General features: G+C 59.6%; 19 protein-coding genes. 11 read left to right on the top strand and 8 right to left on the bottom strand.

Features of this window, described 5'->3' with window-relative positions:
- Positions 1-41 precede the first annotated feature (41 nt).
- Entirely contained in the window at positions 42-1850 is a 1809-nt protein-coding gene (gene oadA, locus AC4LE2_RS20920; protein WP_491827970.1) for a sodium-extruding oxaloacetate decarboxylase subunit alpha, read from the top strand.
- Positions 1851-1984: 134 nt separating this feature from the next.
- Here the strand turns inward: oadA and AC4LE2_RS20915 are convergent, their stop codons facing one another.
- Positions 1985-2662 (bottom strand): GNAT family N-acetyltransferase, encoded by a 678-nt coding sequence (locus tag AC4LE2_RS20915; RefSeq protein WP_491827969.1) that lies wholly within the window; start codon positions 2660-2662, stop codon positions 1985-1987.
- An 8-nt stretch (positions 2663-2670) separates the two neighbouring features.
- Entirely contained in the window at positions 2671-3117 is a 447-nt protein-coding gene (locus tag AC4LE2_RS20910) for a GNAT family N-acetyltransferase (protein ID WP_491827968.1), read from the bottom strand.
- Between the two features lie 153 nt (positions 3118-3270).
- Here AC4LE2_RS20910 and pdxR point away from each other — a divergent pair, with 153 nt between their 5' ends.
- Positions 3271-4809, top strand: coding sequence for a MocR-like pyridoxine biosynthesis transcription factor PdxR (pdxR, locus tag AC4LE2_RS20905; protein WP_491827967.1), 1539 nt, complete (start codon positions 3271-3273; stop codon positions 4807-4809).
- Positions 4810-4973: 164 nt separating this feature from the next.
- Here the strand turns inward: pdxR and AC4LE2_RS20900 are convergent, their stop codons facing one another.
- The 3 genes from AC4LE2_RS20900 to aspA form a co-directional block, all read right to left on the bottom strand.
- Entirely contained in the window at positions 4974-5978 is a 1005-nt protein-coding gene (locus AC4LE2_RS20900; protein ID WP_491827966.1) for an asparaginase, read from the bottom strand.
- A complete protein-coding gene (locus tag AC4LE2_RS20895; RefSeq protein WP_491827965.1) occupies positions 5975-7396 on the bottom strand; it encodes an alanine/glycine:cation symporter family protein in 1422 nt (473 codons plus the stop codon). Before AC4LE2_RS20895 ends, AC4LE2_RS20900 begins: the two co-directional genes overlap by 4 nt.
- 241 nt (positions 7397-7637) lie before the next feature.
- Positions 7638-9062 (bottom strand): aspartate ammonia-lyase, encoded by a 1425-nt coding sequence (aspA, locus tag AC4LE2_RS20890; protein ID WP_491827964.1) that lies wholly within the window; start codon positions 9060-9062, stop codon positions 7638-7640.
- A 171-nt stretch (positions 9063-9233) separates the two neighbouring features.
- On the opposite strand from aspA, the gene AC4LE2_RS20885 reads away from it, so the two are divergent.
- Positions 9234-10133 (top strand): LysR substrate-binding domain-containing protein, encoded by a 900-nt coding sequence (locus AC4LE2_RS20885; protein ID WP_491827963.1) that lies wholly within the window; start codon positions 9234-9236, stop codon positions 10131-10133.
- Between the two features lie 3 nt (positions 10134-10136).
- Here AC4LE2_RS20885 and AC4LE2_RS20880 read toward each other — a convergent pair whose 3' ends face one another.
- Complete coding sequence (locus tag AC4LE2_RS20880) at positions 10137-10784, bottom strand: zinc metalloprotease (protein WP_491827962.1); 648 nt, start codon at positions 10782-10784, stop codon at positions 10137-10139.
- Between the two features lie 304 nt (positions 10785-11088).
- Between AC4LE2_RS20880 and purE the strand changes: the two genes are divergently transcribed.
- The 4 genes from purE (at position 11089) to AC4LE2_RS20860 (ending at position 13642) form a co-directional block, all read left to right on the top strand.
- The gene (purE, locus tag AC4LE2_RS20875; protein ID WP_491827961.1) at positions 11089-11580 is read left to right on the top strand and encodes a 5-(carboxyamino)imidazole ribonucleotide mutase; all 492 of its coding nucleotides are present in this window, start codon (positions 11089-11091) and stop codon (positions 11578-11580) included.
- Positions 11581-11583: 3 nt separating this feature from the next.
- On the top strand, positions 11584-12666 hold the full coding sequence (locus tag AC4LE2_RS20870; RefSeq protein ID WP_491827960.1) for a 5-(carboxyamino)imidazole ribonucleotide synthase: 1083 nt from the start codon (positions 11584-11586) through the stop codon (positions 12664-12666).
- A gap of 89 nt (positions 12667-12755) precedes the next feature.
- Complete coding sequence (locus AC4LE2_RS20865) at positions 12756-13001, top strand: GlsB/YeaQ/YmgE family stress response membrane protein (protein ID WP_491827959.1); 246 nt, start codon at positions 12756-12758, stop codon at positions 12999-13001.
- A gap of 107 nt (positions 13002-13108) precedes the next feature.
- Positions 13109-13642, top strand: a complete 534-nt coding sequence (locus AC4LE2_RS20860) for a DUF3299 domain-containing protein (RefSeq protein WP_491827958.1) — start codon at positions 13109-13111, stop codon at positions 13640-13642.
- 38 nt (positions 13643-13680) lie between these two features.
- Here the strand turns inward: AC4LE2_RS20860 and AC4LE2_RS20855 are convergent, their stop codons facing one another.
- On the bottom strand, positions 13681-14580 hold the full coding sequence (locus AC4LE2_RS20855) for a D-hexose-6-phosphate mutarotase (protein ID WP_491827957.1): 900 nt from the start codon (positions 14578-14580) through the stop codon (positions 13681-13683).
- A gap of 114 nt (positions 14581-14694) precedes the next feature.
- Complete coding sequence (locus AC4LE2_RS20850; protein ID WP_491827956.1) at positions 14695-15096, bottom strand: acyl-CoA thioesterase; 402 nt, start codon at positions 15094-15096, stop codon at positions 14695-14697.
- 226 nt (positions 15097-15322) lie between these two features.
- Between AC4LE2_RS20850 and AC4LE2_RS20845 the strand changes: the two genes are divergently transcribed.
- The 4 genes from AC4LE2_RS20845 to pstA all read left to right on the top strand — a co-directional run bounded on the left by AC4LE2_RS20845 (position 15323) and on the right by pstA (position 21757).
- Complete coding sequence (locus AC4LE2_RS20845; RefSeq protein ID WP_491827955.1) at positions 15323-16612, top strand: MFS transporter; 1290 nt, start codon at positions 15323-15325, stop codon at positions 16610-16612.
- 121 nt (positions 16613-16733) lie between these two features.
- Positions 16734-17723 (top strand): PstS family phosphate ABC transporter substrate-binding protein, encoded by a 990-nt coding sequence (locus tag AC4LE2_RS20840; RefSeq protein WP_491827954.1) that lies wholly within the window; start codon positions 16734-16736, stop codon positions 17721-17723.
- Between the two features lie 75 nt (positions 17724-17798).
- The gene (locus AC4LE2_RS20835) at positions 17799-20072 is read left to right on the top strand and encodes an ABC transporter permease subunit (protein ID WP_491827953.1); all 2274 of its coding nucleotides are present in this window, start codon (positions 17799-17801) and stop codon (positions 20070-20072) included.
- A gap of 8 nt (positions 20073-20080) precedes the next feature.
- Positions 20081-21757: a phosphate ABC transporter permease PstA gene (gene pstA, locus AC4LE2_RS20830; protein WP_491827952.1), complete on the top strand. Its 1677-nt coding sequence runs from the start codon at positions 20081-20083 to the stop codon at positions 21755-21757.
- Positions 21758-21799 lie beyond the last annotated feature (42 nt).

The raw sequence follows: 21799 nt of genomic DNA, 5'->3' as shown, positions 1-21799 counted from the left end.
GTGCATCAGCGCCTCAAGCCTCAAGCCATAGGGAGATAAGAATGCCCAAGAAAATCTTTGTGACCGATACCGTCCTGCGCGATGCCCACCAATCCCTGCTGGCCACGCGCATGCGCACGGAAGACATGCTGCCGATCTGCGACAAGCTGGACAACGTCGGCTATTGGTCGCTGGAGGTGTGGGGCGGTGCCACGTTTGATGCCTGTGTACGCTTCCTCAAGGAGGACCCGTGGGAGCGTTTGCGTCAGCTACGCGAGGCGTTGCCAAACACCCGCCTGCAAATGCTGCTGCGTGGCCAGAACCTGCTTGGCTACCGTCACTACAGCGATGACGTAGTGCGGGCGTTCGTCGAGCGGGCAGCGGTGAACGGTATTGATGTGTTTCGTATCTTCGATGCCATGAACGATATTCGTAACCTGCAGGTGGCGATCGAAGCGGTTAAGGCCGCAGGCAAGCATGCCCAAGGCACCATCGCCTACACCACAAGCCCTGTGCATACCGTGCAGGCGTTCGTTGAGCAAGCGCAGCAGATGCAGGCCATGGGCTGTGACTCAATCGCTATCAAAGATATGGCAGGGCTGCTCACCCCCTTTGCCACGGGTGAACTGGTTCGGGCACTCAAGGCGGAACTGAGCGTGCCGGTGTTCATTCATTCCCACGACACGTCGGGCCTGGCGGCCATGTGTCAGCTCAAGGCGGTGGAGAATGGCGTTGATCATATCGACACTGCGATTTCCAGCTTGGCGTGGGGCACTAGCCACCCGGGTACTGAATCCATGGTGGCGGCGCTGAAGGGCAGTGAATACGACACTGGGCTAGATTTGCAGTTACTGCAGGAGATCGGCTTGTACTTCTATGCGGTTCGCAAGAAGTATCACCAGTTTGAAAGCGAATTCACCGCCGTGGATACCCGGGTGCAAGTGAACCAGGTGCCAGGGGGCATGATTTCCAACTTGGCCAACCAACTCAAAGAGCAGGGCGCACTTAATCGCATGGGCGAGGTGTTGGCCGAAATTCCACGCGTGCGTGAAGACCTGGGTTATCCGCCGCTGGTGACTCCAACGTCGCAGATTGTTGGTACTCAGGCTTTTTTCAACGTGCTTGCCGGCGAGCGTTACAAGACCATTACCAACGAGGTGAAGTTGTACCTTCAGGGCGGTTACGGCAAGGCGCCGGGGAGCGTCAGCGAAAAACTGCGCAGGCAAGCCATCGGTAGCGAAGACGTAATAGACGTACGCCCGGCCGACCTGCTTAAACCTGAAATGGCCAAGCTGCGCAAAGACATCGGCGAGCTGGCCCGCAGCGAAGAGGATGTACTGACCTACGCTATGTTCCCGGACATAGGCCGTAAATACCTCGAAGAGCGCAACGCCGGCACCCTCAAGCCTGAACCTTTGTTACCAATACCCGAGGCCGGGGCAATGGCATCAGCGAAGGGCGAAGGTGTACCCACGGAGTTTGTGATCGATGTGCATGGCGAAACCTATCGAGTGGACATTACCGGGGTGGGCGTAAAAGCCGAGGGCAAGCGTCACTTCTATTTGAGCATCGATGGCATGCCCGAGGAGGTAGTCTTCGAGCCGCTGAATGAATTTGTGGGCGGCAGTGTAGGCAAGCGCAAGCAAGCCAGCGCACCGGGTGACGTGAGCACCACCATGCCTGGCAATATCGTGGAGGTATTGGTCAAGGAAGGTGATGCCGTCAAGGCTGGGCAAGCCGTGATGATTACTGAGGCCATGAAGATGGAGACTGAGATTCAGGCCCCTATTACCGGCACCGTGCGTACCATCCATGTGGCCAAGAGCGACCGCGTGACCCCGGGCGAAGTGCTGATCGAGATCGAAGGCTGAGGTCACTGCTCTCTACATCGGCGTTGAAACCGGTCGCCGGCAAGCCGGGCTGCTACGTTAAGGGCGTCTTCAGGCTCTGTAGCAGCAAAGCTTGCTTGCGACCGGCCTTACATCGGCGTTGAAACCGGTCGTCTTCAGGCCATGTCGCGCAGCTGCTCCAGCGTCTTGACCTGCTTGCCGTCCTTGAAATTTTCAGGGGCCAGCCAGGCCTCGAACGCCTCTTTGATGGGCGGCCACTGCGAGTCCAGCATCGAGAACCAGGCCGTATCACGGTTGTGGTTTTTGACCATCATGTGCTGGCGGAATACGCCTTCAGGCGTGAAGCCAAAACGGGCAGCCGCACGTCGAGAGCGCTCGTTGCGGTTGTCGCACTTCCATTCCACGCGACGGTAACCCGCCGCGAACACCTGGCTGGCCAACAGGTAAATCGCTTCGGTGCCTTTGGGCGAGCGCTGCATGGTTGCTCCAAACGCTACGTGGCCGATTTCGATGCGCCCGTGTGCAGGAACGATAGACATCAGGCTCAGCACGCCTTCGGCCTTGCCTGTTGCCTTGTCTACCACGCAGAACCCTAGCGGGTCGTTGCTGATGGCATAACCGTCAAGCCAGATATCGAAAAGCTCGCGGTCAGTGAACGGGCCGTAAGGCAGGAAATCCCAAAACAACGGGTCGGCGCCTGGCCCTACCAGCACCTGCCACAGGTCTTCACTGTGACGGGCCGGTACGAGTTTCTCCAGGCGGATATAAGCCCCTTCGGTGGTCTCGGCGACGGGGGCCTTTACCGGTTTCCATACTGTTGCGGGACTGACCATGACGGCTCCTAAAGGGGTTTGCGAAATTGGATAAAGCCTGGCCGCTCGGCGATGCGTTCATACAACGCGATGGCTGTGGCGTTAGTGTCGTGGGTAAGCCAGTGAACCTTGGTACAGCCTGTGCCCCCGGCCTGGGCATAAACGTGCTCTATCAACTGCTGCCCGATACCGCAGCCGCGATGAGGCTCGCCGACGATTAGATCCTGAAGGTAGCAAGAGTTCTCTACCGTCCAACACGAACGGTGAAAGATCCAATGCACCAAGCCAACGGCCTGCCCGTCCTTCCAGGCCAGTGCCGCGTGAATAGGCTCCGCGGGGTCCAGTATGCGCTGCCAGGTGGTGTCGCTCACAACCCTTGGCAGGTCTACGTTATAGAAGCCTTGGTAGGCCCGCCACAGCCTGTACCAAGGCTCATAATCACCCGATTGAGGGTGTGTCAGCTGAATGCTGTTCATAGGTGGTCCTTGTCTGGGTGCCCATCGCGTTCAATTTTGCTATGCATTAGTGCGCTTAGTGCATAGCAGGGCCTCGGTTAATAGCGCTATGCTACGAATCGCATTGGTCCGTTGTAAGGTCCACTTTATGTTCAATAAAAGGGGCCAATTTTGATGCTCGCCATGCCATTCGACCCCTCGGGTATTCGCTTGGACGGCGACTCGGGCTTGGTCCGTCAGCTTTACCAGCAGTTACGTGAACGAATACTGGAGGGTCGATTACACCCAGGGGTTCGCTTGCCTGCCAGCCGACACTTGGCACAGGTGCTCAAGGTGTCGCGCAATACCGTAATCGGTGCCTATGATCAACTCCTTGCCGAAGGGTTTATCCAGACCCGCGTAGGGGACGGTACCTACGTCGCAGCTACGCTGCTATCGCCTCCCGAATCTTCACCTGTGACAACACCGTCCACAGGTTTATCCACAGGATTTGAGGGGTTCTTATCCACAGCCTTATCCCCAGGCGAGGCTATAAAGATGACTAGCAATGCAGGTTATACACCTGCATTTCAGCGCGCATTGACCTCTGGCATAACCACTACCACGAAGCACCCCCCGCGTGCGTTCAACGTAGGCATTCCTGCCTTTGACCTCTTTCCATTTGAGGTCTGGAGCAAGCTTTACAGTGCTTTCTGGCGCCACCCAGACATGACCGCGTTTGGGTATCAAGACCCTGCAGGGCATGCGCCTTTGCGTGAAATGATCGCGGCGTATTTGCGCAGCTCAAGAGGGCTCCATTGCACCACTGATCAGATTGTAATCACCTGTGGTGCGCAGCAGGGCATTAGCCTTTGTGCACAGTTGCTGTTGCAGGCTGGGGATTGCGTTGCAATGGAAGACCCAGGCTACCGCGCCGCAGGTGATGCACTGACCAGTACGGGGGCGCGCCTGCAGGGTATTGGCGTGGATGCAGACGGCCTGCGGTGCGATGAGGTGATTGGCTTGCAGGCGTGCCGTATGGTGTATGTCACCCCGGCTCACCAATACCCTACCGGGGTAACCCTTAGCCTGGTGAGGCGCCTTAGGTTGATCGAGTGGGCTCAGCGCACAGGCGCCTGGATACTAGAAGATGACTATGACGGCGAATACCGCTACGACGGAGTGCCGCTGGCACCCCTGGCGGCCCTCGACGGTGGCGAGCGTGTCATCTATATCGGCACCTTCGGCAAGGTCGCGTTCCCAGCGCTGCGGCTAGGTTATCTGGTACTGCCCCGGCCTCTGGCGCAGGCCTTTGCTCAGCGTCAGGCAGTGGACATGCGTCACTCTGAAACCGCCAGTCAAAGCGTAATGGCCCAGTTCATGGCGCAGGGGCATTTTCAGCGACACGTGCGTCGGATGCGAAAAGCCGCCCTTAGCCGCCGCAACACGTTGCTGTCCCTATGGCCCTCAGCAATACCGGGGTGTTCGCCGATGCCGCCTATCAGCGCAGGGTTACATGTGAAGGTTCAGGTCCACAGCGCTGCCCGAGAAGCTGAACTGGTAGCGTTGGCGGCCCAGGCAGGTGTGGATGTTCAGCCACTGAGCCGTTACTGGCTGGAAAGCAGCACCGAGCCTGTGGATAACCGTGCAGGCTTGGTGCTGGGCTTTGCGGGGGTCAGTGAGCCCCACATCTCTACGGCTATCAGGAAGCTGCGCATGGCTTGGCAGGTGTAACTACGCCGCCGGTTAGCGCTTTCCCTAGGCTCTGTACGTACGCGGCTACGCTCTGTGGCGCTGCTTTAGAAACGGGCTCGAAATGCTCATTTACAACCAGTAGGCTAGATCGCCAGCCGCATCAAGAAAGTGGCTTACGCGCGCACCCCGGTCAACGCGCCCGGTCAGCGCGACCCGGTCAATTCGCCGCACAGGTCCAAGGCCAGCAGCCGGGCTACCTCATTTGGGCTCAGGCCAGTGCCGAGCAAGCCATGGAGTTTGCCCAAGGCCGCCTCGCGTGTCATGCCTGCGCCCGCCACCACCCCGGCGTCCAGTAAGCGGCTTCCTGCTTCGTATACGCCTAGCTCCACGCCACCCTGCTGGCACTGAGTAACAGCCACCATGGCCACGCCGTGGGCGCTGGCCTCACGTATCGCGTGGATAAACGCTGGGTTATCGCTTGGGCCGGTACCGCTGCCGTAACACTCCAGCACAATGCCTTGGACGCCTGCAGTGACCCATGCACTTAACCACGCCGGATCGAAGCCCGGTACCAGCGGCAGGGCTGCCACTTGAGCAATTGCCTTGGGTTGTTGGTAATGCAACTGCACCGGCAGTGTCGCCGCGCTGGCAGGTGACAGGGCGCGCTGCAAGGGCGCAAATGCGTTGCGCCCACTGCTACGTACCTTGGCGCAGCGGGTGGGCAGCATCATCTGCCCATGAAAGTGCAGCCATACGCCGGGCGCCAGCCCTGTAGTAAGCGCGCTCATCGCACCTTCGAGGTTTTCCCAGGCATCACTGTGGGCAACGCCGGCCGGCAACATGGAGCCGGTGAACACCACCGGTGCCGGCAAGCCCAGCAGTTGGAAGCTCAGTGCTGCCGCGCTGTAGGCCAGGGTATCGGTGCCATGGAGCACCAGTACCGCGTCACTGCCGTCGATATCCACCGCATGGGTGATGGCGTGGCGCAGTTGCTGCCAGTACAGCGGCGACATGTTGGCACTGTCGATCAGCGGCTGCATCTCTTCGAACGACCAGGCGGCGGTCGCCAGGCCAGAGGCCTCCAGCTGCTCACGCATGCGCTGCTCGAAACCGCCAGCAGGCGCCAGCCCATTGGCCGTAGCCTGCATGCCGATGGTTCCGCCTGTATAGAGCACACGAATATGGCGAGCAGGCTGGGCAACGATCATGGGCGGCTCCGGTCAGGCGAGGTAGGCGGGGGGCTGACGGGCCAGGCCTTGGGGTCCAGGTCCAGGTCTGCGTAGTCTTCAGGCTTGAATACGGGGGTTTTTACGCCAGCGGTTCGTTGCGCATCGTAATCGCGCAGCAGGCGCAGGCCAATCTTGAACAACAGGAACAGGGCCGTCAGATTGACCAGGGCCAGCAAGGTCATGGTGAGGTCAGCAAATGCAAACACGGTTTCAAGGTTTTCAACCGCGCCCCATACCACCAGCCCCAGTACCACCACCCGGTAGGCGATTATAGTTTTTTTGCCACCGCCCAAGAAGCGCAGGTTGTTTTCACCCAGGTAATAGTTGTAGAGCATGGAGGTGAAGACAAACAACGCCAACGCCACGCTGATAAATATCCGGCCCCATGGCCCTACCACCGCGGCCAGGGAATCCTGGGCAAGCACGATGCCGTTGCCATTGAAGTCGGTGCCATAAACCCCCGACAACAGGATCAACAGCGCGGTGCAGGTGCAGATCACGAAGGTGTCGAGGAACACGCTGAACGCCTGCACCACGCCTTGGGCAACGGGGTGCTGCACTTCAGCCACGGCCGCCACGTTGGGCGCGCTGCCCAGGCCCGCTTCGTTGGCGAAAACCCCACGCTTCACGCCCAGCACGATGGCGCTACCCACCAGGCCGCCGAATACAGGATCGATGCCCAAGGCGCTTTTCACGATGGTGGCCAGCATGAACGGTACCTGATCGAACTGAAGCACGATTACGTACACCGTCACTGCGATGTACGCCAGGGTCTTCACCGGCACCAGCAGGTCTGCCACCTTGGCGATACGCTTGATCCCACCGATGAACACCAGGCCCATCAATGCCGCCAGGGCCAGGCCTGAGTATTTCACATCAAAGCCGAACGCATCGTTGAGAGACGTGGTCACGGCGTGAGATTGCAAGCCATTGAAGGCGACACCAAAGGTCAGCAACAGCAAGGCCGCCATGACCATGCCCAGCCAGCGCTTGCCCAGCCCATGTTGTATGTAGAAGGAAGGGCCACCTCGGTATTGGCCGTCTTCATCGCAGCGCTTATATAGCTGCGCCAGTGAGCACTCGAAGAAGCTGCTGGCCATGCCTACCAGCGCCGTGACCCACATCCAGAACACCGCCCCTGGCCCACCCAGCGTTACAGCCACGCCCACGCCTGCAATATTGCCCGCGCCCACTCGCCCCGCCAGGCTCAGCATCAATGCTTGAAACGAGCTGAGCTGGTTGGAGCTGCTGCGCAGGCTTGCAGCGAACACACTGAACATATGGGGAAAATGGCGGACCTGAACGAACCGCGACCGCACCGTGAAGTACCCACCCAGCCCAACGATCAGCACGATCAGCACCTTGCCGGACAAAAAGTCGTTAATGACTCCGAGCATGTTGTTTCCTCGTGTTGGCTTACCGGGCGGCGGTAGTCCGCGCGGCAAAAAAAGGGCGCACTATACCGTTGAAAGACGCAAGCGTCTGCCCAGCCATGGTGCACATCCTGTTAGGACGTTGCCTCTAACCGCCGAGCGGTGCTCAACCGTCGAGCATCGGGGCAAAAAAAGAGCCCCAATTTGGGGCTCGTAAAAGGTGAGGGGTGTCTAGCCCATCAGCCTGGTGATAAGGGGCCTTAGGTCAGGCTTTGAGCGGTACCAACCGCGGCGCAATCATGTTCTCCGGGCGCAGGATATCGGCTAGCATGGCGTCATCGAGCAGCGCCTCTTCGCGTACCAGCTCCAGCACGCCACGGCCGGTCTCCAGGGCGGTACGCGCAATGCGGGTAGCATTCTCATAACCGATGTACGGGTTCAGGGCGGTTACCAGCCCAATCGAGTGCTCCACCAACTCACGGCAACGCTGTTCGTTGGCGGTGATGCCTACCACGCAGTGCTCACGCAACATGTCCATGGCCCGTTGCAGAATGCGAATGGAGTCGAAGATCTTGTAGGCGATCAGGGGCTCCATCACGTTCAGCTGCAACTGCCCGCCTTCCGCCGCGATCGTCAGCGCCAAGTCATTGCCCATGATTTCGAATGCCACCATATTCACGGCTTCCGGGATCACAGGGTTCACCTTGCCTGGCATGATCGAGCTGCCCGGTTGGCGCGCGGGCAGGTTGATTTCATTGATGCCGGTGCGTGGGCCGCTGGACAGCAGGCGGAGGTCATTGCAGATTTTCGAGAGTTTCACGGCGGTACGTTTGAGCATGCCGGAAAACAACACGAAGGCGCCCATGTCTGAGGTGGCTTCGATCAGATCGGCCGCAGGCACCAAGGGTTGCCCGCTGATGGTTGCCAAGCGGGCCACGGCAAGGTGCTGGTAACGCGGGTCTGCGTTGATGCCGGTGCCGATGGCGGTCCCTCCCAGATTAACCTCGGTCAGCAGTTCCGGCGCCAGACTGCGCAGGCGTTGCAAGTCCTCGCCCAAGGTGCTGGCAAATGCCTGGAATTCCTGGCCCAGGGTCATGGGAACGGCATCTTGCAATTGGGTGCGGCCCATTTTCAGCACGTGGGCGAATTCCTTGCCCTTGTTGGCGAATGCCTGGATCAAACTGTCGAGGCTGGCCAACAGCGCGTCGTGCCCTAGCAGCAGGCCCAGCCGAATAGCAGTGGGGTAGGCGTCGTTGGTGGACTGCGCCATGTTCACATCATTGTTGGGGTGCAGGTAGTGGTAGTCACCTTTCTGCTTGCCCATGGCCTCCAGGCCGATGTTGGCGATCACTTCATTGGCGTTCATGTTGGTCGACGTGCCCGCACCGCCTTGGATCATGTCCACCACGAACTGGTCGTGGAAGTCGCCACGAATGATCCGCGCGCAGGCTTCGCTGATCGCAGCATGCTTGCTATCACTGAGGTGCCCCAGCTCACGGTTGGCATCCGCTGCGGCCTGCTTGACCATGGCCAACGCTACAACCAGCTTTGGGTAATGGGCCAACGGTACGCCCGACAGCCTGAAGTTGTTCACAGCGCGCAGCGTCTGGATGCCGTAGTAGGCGTCTGCAGGGACGTCGAGGGTGCCGAGAAGGTCTTTTTCGGTGCGCGTAGATGCAGCGGAGGACATGATAGCGGTCAGCTCTGAGTGAACCCGGCATGTGCCGGAATGGCGATCATACTGCGCTTTGAATAGATAATCGGGCCAATGCTGTTGCTCACTGCCCTATGCATGATCGGCATAAGGTAGTGTGTGACCAATACTTATGAACGAGCGTATGCGGCGAGAGGAACACCACGCATGAACCTGGAAACCAAATGGCTCGAAGACCTCGCTGCGCTGGCGGCCACCCGCAGTTTTTCCCAAGCTGCCCAGCGTCGGTTCGTGACTCAGCCAGCGTTCAGCCGTCGCATCCGCAGCCTGGAGGCCACACTGGGCCTGACACTGGTCAACCGGGGCAAGACACCTATCGAACTCACGGAAGCCGGGCAGCTGTTTCTGATCACCGCACGCAATGTGGTCGACCAGGTGGCTGAAGTGATGCGCCATCTGCATCACCTGGAGGGTGGCGCTGGAGAGGTGATTCAGGTGGCAGCTGCGCATTCGCTGGCGCTGGGGTTTTTCCCGGGCTGGATCGCGCGCTTGCGCAACGAAGGCCTGCCCATGGCGACACGGCTGGTGGCAACCAACGTGGGCGATGCCATTCGTGCGCTGCGTGAAGGGGGGTGCGACATCATGCTGGCGTTCTATGACCCGGACGCCACCGTGCAGATGGACCCGGAAATTTTCCCGTCGCTGCACTTGGGGGCGACAGAAATGCTACCCGTGTGCTCGACGGCAGCGGACGGTAGCGCGCTTTACAACCTGGACGCCGATGCCAGCGTGCCGTTGCTGTCGTATGGCGCCGGCGCCTTCCTCGGGCGCTCGGTCAATGCACTGTTACGTCAACGTGGGCTGCGCTATACCACGGTGTACGAAACCGCCATGGCCGACAGCTTAAAGGCCATGGCGTTGCAGGGCTTGGGAGTGGCCTGGGTGCCACGCTTGAGCGTGACCGCAGAGCTTGGGCGAGGCGAGTTGGTAGCGTGCGGATCCCCGCAGTGGCATGTGCCGTTGGAGATCCGCCTGTATCGCTGCTCTCTGGTGCGCAAGGCCAGCGTGCGTTTACTGTGGCGAAAGCTGGAATCGCAAACGCCGTAAGCCTCAAGGCGCTTCTGACAAGTACGCGTGTATGGCCTCGCGATTTTTATCGCTGTAACGGTAACAGTTGGAGCGCAGGCTCAACCGGCCGGGGTAAGTGTAAGTCTCGCAGAACCAGCCATTGAACAGCACCTCGGCATATTCATGCGTAGCGCCAAACATGTGGCCTAGCTCATGGCCAGGGGCAGAGAACGCTTTTAGCGAGGCCCACCCCGCATCGCCCTGGATAATAGCCATGCCCAACACCTCAGATTGATCGTTGGGGTCGATGGCTGAGCCATGGACCACCAATAACGTCTTGTCCAGCCGATGATTCCAACGGTCATCACCCTGGTTTTCCCAGATGGCCTTGTTCTGGTCACGTAGTGTCGTCAAGGTGTCGTGATCATTGCGTGCGCGGTAATCGATGTCGGAAATTTCAGGCATGTTCTCATGCAGGTACACCTGTACCGGGCGGCCAAAAGTAGTCTGCATCTCCTTGACCCAAGGGGCCAGGTAGTCCGCTTGCAATTGCTGGCGAAGGGGAGGAGGCACATCGTCGTGCACTACCAGGTTCAGGCGGATCGGCAAACGCTCCGCCAGCACCACGGGGCTGGCGAGTGCTGCACTGGCGAGCGTGAAGGCAGACAATAGGTTCAACACAGGTTTCATGGGTCCATCCTTTTGCATAAGGCATCAGTGCCGGGCGCTATCAAGCCACGGCACGCCCTGTGCGCAGGAGGTAAGCACCGCGCTTCAACAGGAAGGAAGAAGCGCAGCCCGGCTGATGAAGGGTAAACGGCGTCGCTGGGCGAGCGGCCACAAGTACGCCCTTTTCGCTGCCATTGGGATATACTGCGCGGCCTTTGGCCGGGGGTAATCTGGCCTGCGAACCCAAGTCAAGCCACGCCGCCTAGCTGCGTGGCTTGTTGTTTTCTGCCGCGCCACAGGCGCTTTGAAATAAAGAGGCTCGACGATGAGTGCACTGGTTGGCGTGATCATGGGCTCGAAGTCCGATTGGTCTACCCTTAGCCACACCGCCGACATGCTGGAAAAGCTCGGTATCGGTTATGAAGTGAAGGTGGTTTCCGCCCACCGCACCCCGGATCTGCTGTTCCAATACGCCAAAGAGGCCGAAGGCCGTGGCCTTGAGGTGATTATCGCCGGTGCCGGCGGGGCTGCGCATCTGCCCGGCATGTGCGCGGCTAAAACCCACCTTCCAGTGCTGGGCGTGCCCGTGCAGTCGTCGATGTTGTCTGGCGTGGATTCCCTGCTGTCGATCGTGCAAATGCCTGCGGGCATTCCGGTGGCTACATTGGCTATCGGCAAAGCAGGTGCCATTAACGCAGCCCTGCTAGCCGCCAGCATCCTGGGCGGTAAATATCCGCAGTTCCACGACGCACTGGTGCGCTTCCGCACCGAGCAGACAGCGACCGTGCTGGACAATCCAGACCCTCGCGAGGCGTAAGCGATGAAGATAGGTGTTATTGGTGGCGGCCAGCTGGGCCGCATGTTGGCCTTGGCCGGCACGCCCCTGGGTATGCGTTTCGCGTTTCTCGACCCTGCGCCAGATGCCTGCGCTGCCGATTTAGGCGAGCACGTGCAAGCGGCCTATGACGATCAGCAGCACCTGCGCGCCTTGGCCGATTCCGTAGACGTCGTGACCTTCGAGTTCGAAAGCATACCCGCCGAAACCGTCGCGTTCCTGTCCCGTTTCGTGCCGGTGTACCCCAGCGCTGAAGCGCTTCGCATCGCCAGGGACCGCTGGTTCGAGAAAAGCCTGTTCCTGAAATTGGGTATCCCTACGCCTGAGTTCGCAGACATCCAGTCCCAGGCCGACCTGGACGCAGCGGTGGCACGCATAGGCCTGCCGGCCGTCTTGAAAACCCGCACCCTGGGTTACGACGGCAAAGGCCAGAAGGTATTGCGCAACCCTGACGAGGTGGCGGGCACCTTCGCTGAGTTGGGCGCTGTGCCGTGCCTGCTGGAAGGCTTCGTACCCTTTACTGGCGAAGTGTCACTGGTGGCCGTGCGCGCGCGAGACGGGCAGACGCGGTTTTACCCACTGGCCCACAACACCCATGAAGCCGGCATCCTTAAAGTGTCGATCGCCAGCAGCGATCACCCCTTGCAGGCGTTGGCCGAAGATTACCTGGGGCGCGTTTTGGACACGCTCGACTATGTAGGCGTGCTTGCGTTCGAGTTTTTCGAAGTCGACGGCGCCCTGAAGGCCAACGAGATCGCACCGCGTGTTCATAATTCTGGGCACTGGACCATCGAAGGTGCCGAGTGCAGCCAGTTCGAGAACCACCTGCGGGCCATCGCGGGGCTACCTTTGGGCTCTACTGCCAAAGTAGGTGAAAGCGCGATGCTGAACTTCATCGGCGAAGTGCCTCCTGTGGCGCAGGTGGCAGGCATCGACGGTTGCCATGTGCATCATTACGGAAAGGCGTTCAAGCCGGGCCGCAAAGTAGGCCATGCCACTGTTCGTACTGCCACGACCGCAGCGCTGCACGAGGGCCTTGCCAAAGTCCAAGGCTTGATCGGCAACTAAACGAAGCGGGAACCTCCGGGATAACCAACCCTCTCATTGCAAGACGCTGGCAGCCACGCTGCCGGCCCTACTTTTGAGAGGGATACTTCATGGGCATCATCGGAACAATCATCATTGGCTTGATCGTAGGCTTGCTGGCACGCTTCCTGAAACCAGGTGACGACAGCATGGGCTGGATCATGACCATCCTGCTGGGCATCGGTGGCTCACTGGCTGCAACCTACGGTGGCCAGGCCTTGGGTATCTACCGTGCAGGTGAAGGCGCAGGCTTCCTCGGCGCATTGGTCGGTGCAATCGTGCTGCTGGTTATTTACGGCATGATCAAGAAGAAGTAACACGCTAACCGAGAACGAGGGCTGGCCCTTACCTGTATCCGCTTGGCGGGTGTAGATATCGTTGCAACATGGCCTAAAATGTCGCCCTCGTTTTCGGAGTCAGCCCCATGCGCGTCTTATTACTTGCCTGCCTGCTGTTCATCAGCACTCTGGCCTGGGCAGAACCCCCCGAAACGGATTGGCTGGCCTTAATGCCTCTGTCCGACCAGCGCGCACTGGAAGCGATGCCCGAAATCGACCACAACAGCCCCGAAGCAGCAGGTGGCTTTACCGATAAGGGCGGGCTGAAAAACCCCAAGGGTTTGCCAGCTGTCATGTATTCCACCAAAACCGTGGCGGGCATGAATGGCAAGACTATTCGTATCGGCGGCTACCCGGTGCCACTGGAAACCGACGCAAAAGGGCGTAGCACGTTATTTTTCCTGGTGCCTTACCCCGGTGCCTGCATCCATGTACCTCCGCCACCGCCCAATCAGCTCATTTTGATCCGCTATCCCAAGGGCCTCACGCTCGACGATATCTATACGCCATTGTGGGCAATGGGCACCCTAAAGGTTGAACAGGTGAGCAACGACTTGGCGAACGCGGCCTATGCCATGGACGCCGACAACGTGCGGAGAGTGGAAGACAAAGACTTATAGCCGTCGTGAGGCCCCCGCAAGCAGGGGCCGGTGCGCGATCAGAGCGCTTCGCTGGAGAAGGTGACGGCCAATGTGTGCGAGGCACCTGGCCCCAGTGCCTTGACGTCCTCAAGGACGTTAGCGGTTTCGATGCAGAACATGCGCTGCCAGCCACTGTTGTCCATGTCGGTTAGCGCTGCCGCGCGCTCGATCCAGGGGTTCCAGATAACGGTGCTCGCTGACCCTTCGGCATCGATCAGAATACGACGCTTCCATTCGCTGTCAGCGATGCTCAGGCGCGGGGGTGTCTTCAGGTAGATACGATCAGTTTCACCGGTGACCTCAAGCCGCCCCTCTTGGCTACGCTGTGCCCAATCTTCAAGGGTTTCGATGTACTCCAGCCCTGCGACTTCTTCTACGGCCACTTGGCGTACGTCGCTGACTGCAAAGTAGGTATGCAGGGCTTGGCTGAGGTGCAGGGTGTCTACACCCAGGTTGAGGGTGGTCAATGACAGGCGCAGTGTGTCGCCCAGCACGATGGTTAAGGTCAGGCGCGCCGCATGGGGCCATCCTGGAAGGTTACCGTCGGCTTCTGGCAGCGAGAAGGTGAGGGTCACCTGGTCGTTTTCGATTGCCGGCTCGGCCAGGGCCCATTTGATCGTGCGTACCAGCCCGTGAGACGGCGCAGGGGTGCTGCCCTCACGCAGGTGCTGCACGGTTTCAGGGTTGCGGGCCAGGTTACCGAACCAGGGCCAGCAGATCGGCACGCCTGCGCGGATGGCCTTCCCGTGCTTGAATTCGGCATGGTCGTTAAGCCAGATCAAAGGCTGCTCACCCGTGCGCGTGTAACTCAGCACCTGAGCGCCCTGTTCGGCGACCAGCAGTTCGGCGTGCGCCGTTTTTACCTGCCAGATGTCCAGTTCGCCTTGCTTGAGCTTCTCTACCGTAGGGGTCGACATATCGCTTCCTCGATACATTAAAGAGTGTGGCGTTGACCACTACGGCAGCCGCAAGTTTAGACGGCAGCCCTCCGTAGCCCTTATCGAGGCGAGGAGAATAGCCCCGGTGCAGGTTCAGCGGCGTGGCGGGACGCTGCGCGTACGGCCACTGCCGTCGATGGCTACGAACACGAACGCAGCTTCGGTGACCTTGCGCCATTCACTGGACAGTGGGTCATCGCTCCACACTTCTACCATCATCTGGATAGAGCTGCGGCCAATCTCCAGCGTTTGCGTGTAAAACGACAGTTGTGCCCCTACCGGAACAGGCACCAGGAAGGCCATGCGGTCTATGGCAACCGTGGCGACACGGCCCCCCGCCACTTTACTGGCCATGGCCGTACCGGCTAGATCCATCTGGGAGACCAGCCAGCCGCCGAAAATATCGCCGAATCCGTTGGTTTCCCGAGGAAGGGCCGTGATTTGCAACGCCAGGTCGCCTTGCGGAATGGGATCTTCTTGTTCGAGTTCAATCATGCCGGGGGCCTCGGACCCATGACGTCGGAAGGCTGGTACGGGCAGTTGCTTCAAGAGCACGGCTGGCACCATTAACGGCCAGTATATAGACCGATCCGTCCGTGCATAACCGTTCAATCACAGATATATGTTCTTTATCAAGCAATTTGCTATCTTCCCACACCCGCCAGACTACCTTGGACTGGCGTAGCCTGTTGCCGATGCGACCAATAAGAGAGTTCGAACAATGAGTATTGCGCCACTCAGCGCCGCGCCCTCTACGCGCCCTTTGAACCGTAGTGATTACAAAACCCTGTCGCTGTCGGCACTTGGCGGCGCTCTGGAGTTTTACGACTTCGTCATTTTTGTATTCTTCGTTGTGGTGATTGGCAAGCTGTTCTTTCCCCCTGATATGCCTGAATGGTTAAGAGGCGCCCAAACGTTTGGCCTGTTTGCGGCGGGTTACCTGGCTCGCCCATTGGGTGGCATCGTCATGGCGCACTTCGGGGACCTGCTAGGTCGCAAGAAGATGTTCACCCTGAGTATCTTTCTCATGGCCTTGTCCACGCTAGGCATGGGCATGATGCCCACTTACGCCCAGATTGGGCTGGTTGCGCCTATCCTGCTGTTGCTGTTGCGCGTCATTCAAGGGGCGGCCATTGGTGGGGAAGTACCGGGTGCCTGGGTATTTGTCGCCGAGCATGTGCCTGCTCGGAATATTGGCTATGCCTGCGGCACATTGACCTGTGGGCTGACCGCCGGAATCTTGCTCGGCTCTTTGGTTGCCACCTTTATTACCAGTGTGTTCTCGGGTGAAGAGGTGCTTGCTTACGCCTGGCGCATTCCGTTCCTGTTGGGAGGCGTATTTGGCTTGATGTCTGTCTATTTGCGGCGCTGGTTGCACGAAACGCCGATTTTTGCCGAGCTGCAACGGCGCCAGGCCTTGGCCGTGGAAATGCCCATCAAGCAAATACTAAAAGGTCACCGGGGCGCAGTGGCATTGTCCATGTTGCTCACCTGGTTGCTGTCGGCGGGGATCGTGGTAGTGATTCTGATGACCCCCACGCTGCTACAGACCCTGTATAGCTTCCCTGCCAAGATCGCCCTGCAAGCCAATAGCCTGGCCATCGTGTGCTTGAGCGTGGGTTGCATACTCGCAGGCCTGCTGGCTGACCGTTTCGGTGCTGGCAAGGTATTTATCGTAGGCAGCGTGGCCTTGGGCGTAACTTCCTGGACGTTCTACCACAGCCTGCATGCACACCCAGACTGGCTATTCCCAATGTACGCAGTCACGGGGCTATGCGTGGGCGTGATTGGGGCGGTGCCTTACGTGATGGTGAAGGCCTTCCCAACCGCCGTTCGCTTCACGGGCCTGTCGTTTTCCTACAACCTGGCCTATGCCATTTTCGGTGGGCTTACGCCCTTGGCCGTGACCATGCTCATGAAGAACAACCCAATGGGCGCTTCCTGGTACGTAGCAGGTCTGTGTGTGCTTGGTTTCGGCCTCGGGGTGCTGTTGTTGAAGCGCCAGCAATAAGGGCTTAGCCGCGTGCAGGCGCGGCCAGTCACTAATCTGTAATAAATTTTTAATAAATTAGCGCACCTGCCCGAAAAGGGCGCTCTACCACCGCGTGCGTTCCTGCCGCCTGGAGCACTGCATGCGCCTGATGCGCCTGATGGCCCTCGTCTGTGCCGTGACCCTCGCCGGTCAGGCGCGCGGTGCCGCAGACCCACTACGTGAGCCTTACGTACGGGTAACGAGCCTGGCAGGGAACCTGACCAGCGTGGGCTCCGATACCCTGGCCAACCTCATGACCCTCTGGGCAGAGGCGTTTGAGCGTGTTTACCCTAGCGTGAACGTCCAAATTCAAGCAGCGGGTTCTTCTACGGCGCCTCCTGCCCTGATTCAGGGCACGGCCAGCCTTGGGCCTATGAGCCGCAAGATGAAAGACGTAGAGCTGCAAGCGTTCGAGCAGAAGTACGGTTACAAACCCACGGCCGTGCCGGTAGCGGTCGATGCGTTGGCTGTTTACGTGCACAAAGACAACCCCCTTCCAGGCCTCACCCTTCAGCAGCTTGATGCCATCTTTTCATCCACCCGCCTATGCGGCGCTACTCAGGACGCTCAACGGTGGGCTGATTTGGGCGTGACCGGTCACTTGGCTGCACGACCGCTACAACTGTTCGGGCGCAACTCTGTGTCGGGCACCTATGGTTATTTCAAGCTCCAGGCGTTGTGCAAGGGGGACTTCAAGGCCAATGTGAATGAACAGCCTGGCTCCGCCTCGGTAGTGCAGGCCATTAGCAGTTCCCCTAACGGCATCGGCTATTCTGGCGTCGGCTATAAAACTGCCAGCGTGCGGGCCCTACCCTTGGCCCGTGACGAGGACGGCCCTTTTGTGGAGGCCTCTGACGCTCATGCGATTGATGGGAGCTATCCTCTGGCCCGATTTATGTACCTGTACCTCAATAAAGCCCCGAACCAGCCGCTACCGCCGCTGGAGGCTGAATTTGTAAAATTGATACTGTCGCAGACCGGGCAGGCACTTGTGGTGCGAGACGGTTACATCCCTCTCCCCGTGAGCCAGGTAACACAGACGCTCAGCTCGCTAGGTCTGGAGAATGCGCCAAAGGGAGCAGCCCATTGAAGGCCATCGCCGGCGTAGCCGGTAATGTCATCACGATTTCATTTTCTTGTCATGCAAGGCCGCTAGGGTGTGCGGATGGATGATCCGGGTGTGAGTAAGGTAGCCCCACGCACGCCTCCGGCGCGCATTGATTTCAACACACCGGCCTTGCAGCGCCATCGTCGGTGGAATGCGCTCGTCGATCAATTGACCCATGGTTATGTACGGATCGGCGGCCTTGCCGTGCTTGCAGCGATTACCCTGATCTTCTTTTACCTTGCTTACGTGGTTGCGCCGCTGTTTCACGGCGCCCATCTTCAAAGCCGACCCTCGGTCACCCCTGACTGGCTACCCGGCGCAGGGCAGGGCCTCCTGCTGAGCCTTGAAGAGCAGAACCGAATAGCCATGCGCGTTTGCGCTGAGGGTGAGCTGGTGTTTTTCAGTACTGCCGATGGCGCTGCACTCAACCGGGTAAGCCTGCCCCTACCGGTGGGCGCAACGGTGAGCAGTGTGGCGCAGGATCAGCCCGGTACAGGCGTGGTGATGCTAGGGCTGTCCAATGGGCAGGTACTGATCTTCCGCCACCTGTATAAAACCACCTGGGATCAAGGCCAACGGGCCATCACGGCTTCCGTGGAGTACCCGTATGGCCAGGCCGCTATCACATTGGCCAGGCAGCCTGCTGCATTGAACCATGTTGCGATCAGCGCGGCAGAGGACGGCACGCTGTTGCTGGCGGGCGCAAGTGCTTCGGTGGTCGATGTTGTGGCCATTAAGCCAAACACTGGCAACGCTGGGGTACAAACACGTATTGCTCTCCCGCAGCTGACCGAGGCTGTCCAGGCGGTCTACATCGACCCCGCACAGCGCTGGCTCTATGTGCTAAACGGCCGTGCCTATGCAGACGTGTTCGATCTTCGAACGCACGCGCTTAACGGTCGTTACAAGCTACTTGAAGACGCCACTGCTCGCATCACTGCCAGTGCTCAACTGGTGGGGGGCGTCTCGCTGTTGGTGGGCGACTCCACGGGGGGCCTTGGGCAATGGTTCATGAGCCACGACCTGGATGGCGAGCCTCGGCTTAGCCATATCCGAGACTTCCAGCTCGGCAGCGCGCCCATCGCCCGGATCACTACCGAGCAGCGTCGCAAGGGGTTTGTCGCCCTGGATGCCGCCGGATGGCTTGGCGTATTCCATAGCACTGCTCACCGTACGCTTCTGGTTGAAAAAGTGGCTGAAGGGGGCGGTACCCTGGCCCTGTCGCCGCGTGCCGATCGGATGATGATCGAGCGGTCAGGCACGCTATTGAACCTCAAGCTCGACAATCCTCACCCAGACGTTTCCTGGAGCGCACTGTGGGATAAAGTCTGGTATGAACATTACGACCGCCCTGAATACGTGTGGCAATCCACTGCGGCCAACTCAGACTTCGAGCCTAAGCTAAGCCTTGCGCCGCTTGCGTTTGGCACCTTCAAGGCCGCCTTTTATGCCATGCTGTTGGCCGCACCGCTGGCCGTAGCGGCGGCTGTCTATACCGCTTATTTCATGGCCCCTGTCATGCGCCGCAAGGTCAAGCCGGTCATTGAGCTGATGGAGGCAATGCCTACGGTTATCCTGGGGTTCTTGGCCGGGCTGTTTTTGGCGCCGTTTCTGGAAAACCACCTGCCGGGCGTGTTCAGCCTGATGCTCCTGACCCCGTTCGGTATTCTGTTGACGGGGCTTGCATGGAGCCGGCTACCTGAGGGGTTGCGTCAACGGGTGCCACTTGGCTGGGAAAGCGCGGTGCTTGTGCCTGTATTGATGCTGCTAGGTGTTGCAGCGATTTCTTCAAGCCCTTGGCTAGAGCAGGTGCTGTTTGCCGGCGACATGCGTCAATGGCTTGCGCACAACCTTGGGCTGGGCTTCGATCAACGCAATGCCCTGGTGGTGGGGATCGCGATGGGGTTCGCGGTGATCCCGACCATCTATTCCATTGCCGAAGACGCTGTCTTCAGCGTGCCGCGCAGCCTCACCTTCGGCTCCCTGGCACTGGGTGCCACGCCTTGGCAAACCCTGGTACGCGTCGTATTGCTGACTGCCAGCCCTGGCATCTTTTCAGCTTTGATGATTGGCATGGGCCGTGCGGTGGGAGAGACCATGATTGTGCTGATGGCCACGGGTAATACTCCCCTGATGGACATGAACCTGTTCGAAGGCATGCGTACCCTTGCAGCCAACGTAGCCATCGAGCTGCCAGAGGCGGAAGTCAGTGGCAGCCATTACCGCGTGCTGTTCCTGGCGGCACTGGTGTTGCTGCTGTTCACCTTTGCGATGAACACCGTGGCCGAGGTGATTCGTCAGCGGCTGCGCAAGCAGTATTCCTCCCTGTGACGAATGAAATGGAAGTGAATAAGCCAGCCGCCTGGGGTTGGCTGCGTAGCGGCGCGCCAGGCGTGTGGCTGAGTGCAGGTGCAGTGTCGATCGCCGTGATCATGACAGTAGGCTTGTTGGCGCTGATCGCTGTCCAGGGATTGGGGCATTTCTGGCCGTCGGATGTGCTGCAGGCCACGTACCACGCGCCAGACCAGGCGCCCATGACGCTGGTCGGCGAAGTGGTGCAGCAGGAACAGGTGCCCAGGCCAAGGCTGCCTGAGGCGGGCTTGCCGGTAGGCGATGCCCCTGATGGCGTGATCACTCGGATGCTGGTTAAAACCGGCAACCGTGACCGGGACGGCACTGACTTCCGTTGGGTCGTCCAACCCTGGCTAGCGGGTCAGGCATTCCCTACGGACATCGCCACAGTAGAGCGGCGGGAGTGGGGCAATTTTTATGGGCGACTTGTGCGCCTTCAGGAGGACGGCCGTGTGGTTGCCGAGGGCAAGGAAGCCTGGGAGCCGCTGCGTACACGGCTAGCCCAGTCGTTGATACTGGCGACCCGCGTGACACACCTGGAGAAAACCGAAGCAGGATCAATCAACCACCAGTTGGAGCGGCTCAGGCTGCACACCCGTAAGCTGGCACTCAATGGCCAGTTGAACGCAGCCGCCCAAGCGGACATTGCCAGCGAGCGCAGCGCGCTCAATGCACGTTACCAGGCACTGGAAGCCCGGCTCGACGAGCTGCGCGCTCAGGCCGCACGTGATACCGCGGTATTCAGCGATGCTCAAGGGCGTGAAGTCAGCATTGGGCTGGCTGATATCGTGCGTGCCTACCGCCCCAATGCCATGAGCGTGGTCGACAAGGCCAGGCTCTATACCGACAAACTCTGGGAGTTCCTGAGCACGGGCCCGCGCGAAGCCAACACCGAAGGCGGGGTCTTCCCGGCCATTTTCGGTACCGTCATGATGACGTTGCTGATGGCAGTGATCGTGACGCCCTTTGGGGTACTGGCGGCGGTCTACCTGCATGAGTATGCCCACCAGGGTTGGGTGACCCGCTTGATTCGTATCGCCGTGAACAACCTGGCGGGAGTACCGGCCATTGTCTATGGGGTATTTGGGTTAGGGTTCTTCGTATACGTGCTAGGTGGCGGGCTCGACAGGCTGTTTTTCCCCGAAGCCTTGCCAGCCCCTACCTTGGGTACGCCAGGCCTGCTGTGGGCCTCGCTGACGCTGTCGCTGTTAGCCGTGCCGGTGGTCATCGTGGCCACGGAAGAGGGCCTGGCGCGCATCCCGCGCTCGTTGCGGGAGGGGTCGCTGGCACTGGGCGCCACCAAGGCGCAAACCTTATGGAAAATCGTTTTGCCCATGGCCAGCCCTGCCATCATGACTGGCCTGATCCTGGCGGTAGCCAGGGCGGCGGGGGAGGTGGCGCCATTGATGTTGGTAGGGGTGGTGAAACTTGCCCCTTCATTGCCGGTGGATGGCAACTACCCCTACCTGCACCTGGACCAGAAAATCATGCACCTGGGTTTCCATATTTACGATGTAGGTTTCCAAAGCCCTAACGTGGAAGCCGCACGGCCTCTGGTCTACGCAACCGCGTTGTTGCTGGTTGCGATCATTGGCCTGTTGAACCTCTCTGCCGTTGCACTGCGCAACCACCTGCGCGAAACGTATCACGCACTCGACACGTAAGGCCCCTGGCAGCCTGCGCTGCCGATGAGCAACTGATAGCGT

The sequence above is a fragment of the Pseudomonas sp. 9.3L genome (assembly GCF_058536285.1).
This window is presented reverse-complemented; position numbering and strand designations above follow the sequence as displayed.